The organism is bacterium (genome assembly GCA_040753555.1).
GTDB lineage: Bacteria > UBA9089 > UBA9088 > UBA9088 > UBA9088 > JBFLYE01.
Map to the genome: position 1 here is coordinate 1 of JBFMDZ010000166.1, position 4716 is coordinate 4716.

Annotated in this window: 4 protein-coding genes; all 4 read right to left on the reverse strand. The window is 36.9% G+C overall.

Going from position 1 to position 4716, the window contains the following annotated elements; all coding sequences use genetic code 11:
• On the reverse strand, nucleotides 1-2305 hold a 2305-nt coding region (locus AB1630_10485), incomplete at its 3' end, for a CHASE2 domain-containing protein (protein MEW6104216.1).
• Nucleotides 2306-2487: 182 nt separating this feature from the next.
• Entirely contained in the window at nucleotides 2488-3450 is a 963-nt protein-coding gene (locus tag AB1630_10490; GenBank protein ID MEW6104217.1) for an RHS repeat-associated core domain-containing protein, read from the reverse strand.
• Nucleotides 3447-3710 carry a hypothetical protein gene (locus AB1630_10495; protein MEW6104218.1) on the reverse strand — a complete coding sequence of 88 codons (264 nt, stop codon included), beginning with the start codon at nucleotides 3708-3710 and terminating at the stop codon, nucleotides 3447-3449. The genes AB1630_10490 and AB1630_10495 overlap by 4 nt, the downstream gene beginning before the upstream one ends.
• Nucleotides 3711-3721: 11 nt before the next feature.
• On the reverse strand, nucleotides 3722-4716 hold a 995-nt coding region (locus AB1630_10500; protein MEW6104219.1), incomplete at its 5' end, for an RHS repeat-associated core domain-containing protein.

Below are 4716 nucleotides of genomic sequence, written 5' to 3' on the forward strand. Positions count from 1 at the left end.
ATTCACTAAAATACCCATCAATGTTTGCGGTAAGGTAAAGGTTATCTTGAGAGGCAAATATCGGATGGTCATTCTCAATATATGCGGCATTTGTCCAGCAGGATTGGTCCTGCCTCCAGCCATAGCCACCAAGGTTTCCTGGCAATGCCCTAAATTCCTCCCCATATTGCTGGGAGAAGCAGATTATGGTTCCTCCTTGGTTTGCATAGGATTCAAGTTGTTCCTTGAATACCCTTGAGTTTTCCTTGCCGGCTAAACCTCCTGAGGGGATAATAAGGATGGAATGGTCATCTACCTCAGGAACATCCCGATGTATAGCATAGGGAATTTCAAGGTTTTGCAAAAGCATCCCACATTCTGGATAGAGCCCTTTGTTAAGCATAGCAATATCTGCCTCCCCTTGTGGCTTAAGGTAGGGATGGATTGCGCTAACATCTAGGGTATCATCAGGATGGTCAGGCTCTGGAGGTTCGGGAGGATCTCCATCATCGTCATCATTATCTTCATCGCCACAGCCACCAGAGCCTCCACCACCGCCCCCGCCTCCAGAGGCACCATTAAAACCTGGGGAAGGAGAAATATCGCAGTAGTCTTGCTCATCCTCGTCAGGGCACTCATCAGCCAGGGTATGGATAGGAAAAAGAAAGGCAAAAAGAAGTAAAAGAAAGGAAAAGATAAGTTTGGTCATTTTTTTTCTTGAGATTAAGCTTTTTTCTAAAAAAAGGAGTCTCATAAACACCACTATAAACATTGGACGAATTATTTCAATATAGATTCCTTTGAATTCAAATAGACAAAATACAAGGATTAGATAACCCATAAGCAGAATAATTGTAATAATGATGCTTTTTAGAGGGGAAAAGAAAGAAGAAGCCAATCCTGTTATTACACCAAGAAGAATACAAATAATAATCATCAAATGTTTTTCTATCGGGAAAATGAAATTACCTTTTATGATGCTGTAAATGATATTGGCGTGAAATTCTGCCCTTGGCATAATGAGTTCAATAGAGGTTGGGACAGTGTCAAAGAGAGGAGGATAACTTCCCCCAATTAAAACAATCTTATTTTTAAAATACTCTGCTGGAATTTCCCTTTTTAAAACCATATGAAAAGGAAATTTACGAACCGAGGAAAGCTTATAGTTTATAAAAGTTTTTCCTTCTCTATCAATAGGGATTTTTATCTTACCCATATCAATGAATTTGTTTTTAACTATTTTTATATCTTCTTTCTTTATCCCTAGATAATCACAGGTTAATTGAAATGCAAGGAAAGGGTATATCTCACCCATATAAGGCATCAAATATTGAATCTTTCTGACAATACCGTCTATATCAGTATAAATATTGATATGCCCAATCCTTGCTGTCTTTTTCAAAACAGGTTCTATTGGCACATACACAGAATCATTTTCTTCCCATTCAAAAATAGGTTCTTCTTTAGCTGGTATATCCTCATCTGCTGGATAATATGCACAATTTTCTCCGTAAGAAAATCTCTTTAATAACTCTGGAACATCAGGAAAAGTATTTGTTCCCCAAGACTCTCTATTGTAGAAGAAAATAGAATGACATACATTTCTTGCCCTTTCTGTTGCATTAGCTAATTCTTGGTCTCCTTCAGGAAAGATTGTGCTTTTCTCAGGAAAAAGCATATCAAAGCCAATAGTCTTTGCTCCGCCTTGGTTCAAATAATCAATTACATTAGCGTAATAGACCCTTGTTCCTCCTTTCATTTGTCCAAATTGCCGTATTGTTTCGTCGTCAATATCTATAATTACAATATCTTCAAAGATTTTAACCCTATTTTGAAAATTAAACCTGAAGTCTAATGTGTCTAATTCAAATAACTCAAAGATTGGCAATATATAGGAAATTTCACAAAGTAAAATAGAAAGAAGTATGGTGATGGCTATATTTTTTATATTTTTTACCCATATTTCCATTTCATAGCAAACCTCCTCCTGTTTTAGCTTTTTGCTCCATAACATTGCACCAAGAAAGCCTCCTAAAGAGGTCATCAGGGTAAAAATAACAATAGAAAATGGGAATAGAGTATCAATCTTTTCTTTCAGATGATGGTTAAAAAATCCAGCTTCAAAACAAAGTCCTACTAAACTACCCATTATTGTCCCTCCTATCAAGACACTAAAAAACATTCCTATTGTGCTGAAAGAGATAAGCTTAAATTTTACTACCAATATTTTATTGCTTATCAATATACCAAGGATTAATCCACAAAGGCTTACTAATAATCCAAGAAGAATTAATGTAATCTCAGATTCAAGCTTAACTATATTCAATGGCCCTATATAAATAAAACACCATAGGAACCAAGTAGTTAAACAACCAGTAATTAACGGAAAAGATATAAGTTTTTGTATTTTTAAAGAATGTTTTCTAAAAAACACCCCTATTGCAATCCCTATTATTGGGAGACCAAAAATTATTATTAAGTTCGCTAAGTGCTGTCCCATCTTACTTCTTATTTTTTACGGTCATTTTCTTCTGGAGGAGGTATGGGAGGAGCAGGTCCAGGTTCATTTGGACCACGAAACCCTTTATCTGGCGGAGGTTGGAACGGAGAAAATGCACATTTAAGCCCGCATCCTACAGAACAAACTACTTTCACTATGCTTTTAAGTGGTTCATCACATCGATGTTCACGACGACAATCCCAATAACATTCTATATAACATTCAGAAGATTGAGGGAATATCATCTCCCATAATCCCATTGGATCAATCCAATTTACAGGGTTATTATGAACATAAGCATATAAATACAATGTTTGAGGGTCATAAAGCATATTCTTCTTGATTCCTTGATAACTCAACAACCCTGCCCCTTTAATGGGAAATGTATTTGCCCCAGGGCAGGTAGGGCAGGATGGGGGACGAAGGATGGGGTCGGTTGAAATAAACCTTCCTACGCTTGGGTCATAGTATCTTGCCCTGTAGTAGTAAAGGTTTAGTTTGGGTTCGTATTCCCTTGCGGTAAAGAGAAAGGGATTAGGGATTGAGGATGAGCCAAAAGGTATTCCAAAGGCGTCGTAATTATAAGATGAAACAATGTTTTTGTCTTTGTCGGTGATAAAGATTACCGAGCCTAAGCCATCAAGGTGGTAGAAATAGCTTTGGGTTCCTATTCTTACTGAGATTGGGTTGTCAATGCCAAGGCCAAAGGTATATCTTGCCTTGAGGGTGCCTTGAGGGTCATATTCAGCAATTAGATCTTGGTCATCATAGAGAAAGATGGAATTATCCTTAGCGATTCTTTTTCCTAATGGGCAATAGGTAAAGGTTTGGGTTGATTTGTCAGGATAGGTTATTTGAGTTAGCCGATTTTCATAATCATAGGTATAGGATGTATTGTCTTTCTTAACCAGATTGCCATTGCTGTCATAGAAATAGCTTATTGCTCCACAAGAAGCTAAAAAATTATTCATAGTTTTTTTGATAAAGAATTTAGATTTCTTAATTTTCTTAAAAAGAACAGTGTTTGAGTAGACCATTTTGTGAATAATGTATGAGTTTTTTTATTAGGTTTTTTACATTCTATACAAAAATATTTTGTTCCTTCTTCATCTTTAAAAGCATTTAAGCAAAGGTTGCAAAATAGTTTATTACAGAGAAAACACATTCCACCTTGTTCAGGAGAAAATTTTATTCCACATCCATTACATTCAAATTCAGTAATATCTTCCATAGATTTTTAATTCATTGGGTGGCACAAACTATGCCACAACCTATAAGAGCTGCAAGATTTGAGATATTAAAATTTGCCAAACAAGCCAATCCCATTAGTCCTCCTGTTGATATTCCAGCTAAAGCCGCACATTCAGGAAAAGCTGGTAAAAGATATGGTTCAAACAATGTTATTACTCCACACACACCAACTCCAAATGCTGCACCTGCTGGAACATTTGTTACAAGACATCTCCCAAGTTCCTTTAAATTTTCTTTTGCAGAATCTCCTAGGCAGTCCATAAGGCAATCGCATCCTGATTTTATTCCTATCAGTCCTTTAGGATCAACTAAGTTTACTGGATTATTCTCTACATAAACATAGGGATGTAACATTTCTGGAAGTTTTAGTAAATAGGGTAATATAGGATTGAAAGAAAATGAAACTTTACTGCAGGAAGGACATAATCCACTCTGCAATAATCCCAATATCGGATCCATACTCAAGAACCTCCCCACCTCAGGATCATAGTATCTTGCCCGGTAGTAGTAAAGGTTTGCTTTGGGTTCGTATTCTCGGGAGGTAAAGAGAAAGGGATTGGGGATTGAGGATGAGCCAAAAGGCATTCCAAAGGCATCGTAATTGTAAGATGAGACAATGTTTTTTTCCTTGTCGGTGATAAAGATTACTGAGCCTAAGCCATCAAGGTGGTAGAAATAGCTTTCACTTCCTATTCTTACTGAGATTGGGTTGTCAATACCAGGGCCAAAGGTGTATCTTGATGTTAGGGTTCCTTCGGGAGAATATTCGGCAATGAGGTCTTGGTCATCATAGAGATAGTTCATCGTTGATAGTTCATAGTTTATAGAGGATGGGGTTTTGCTTATTCTTTTTCCTAAGGGGCAATAGGTAAAGGTTTGGGTTGAGTTATCGGGATAGGTTATTTGGGTGAGACGGTTTTCGTAATCATAGGCATAGGTTGTATTGTCTTTCTTGATTAGATTGCCATTATTGTTGTAAGAATAGC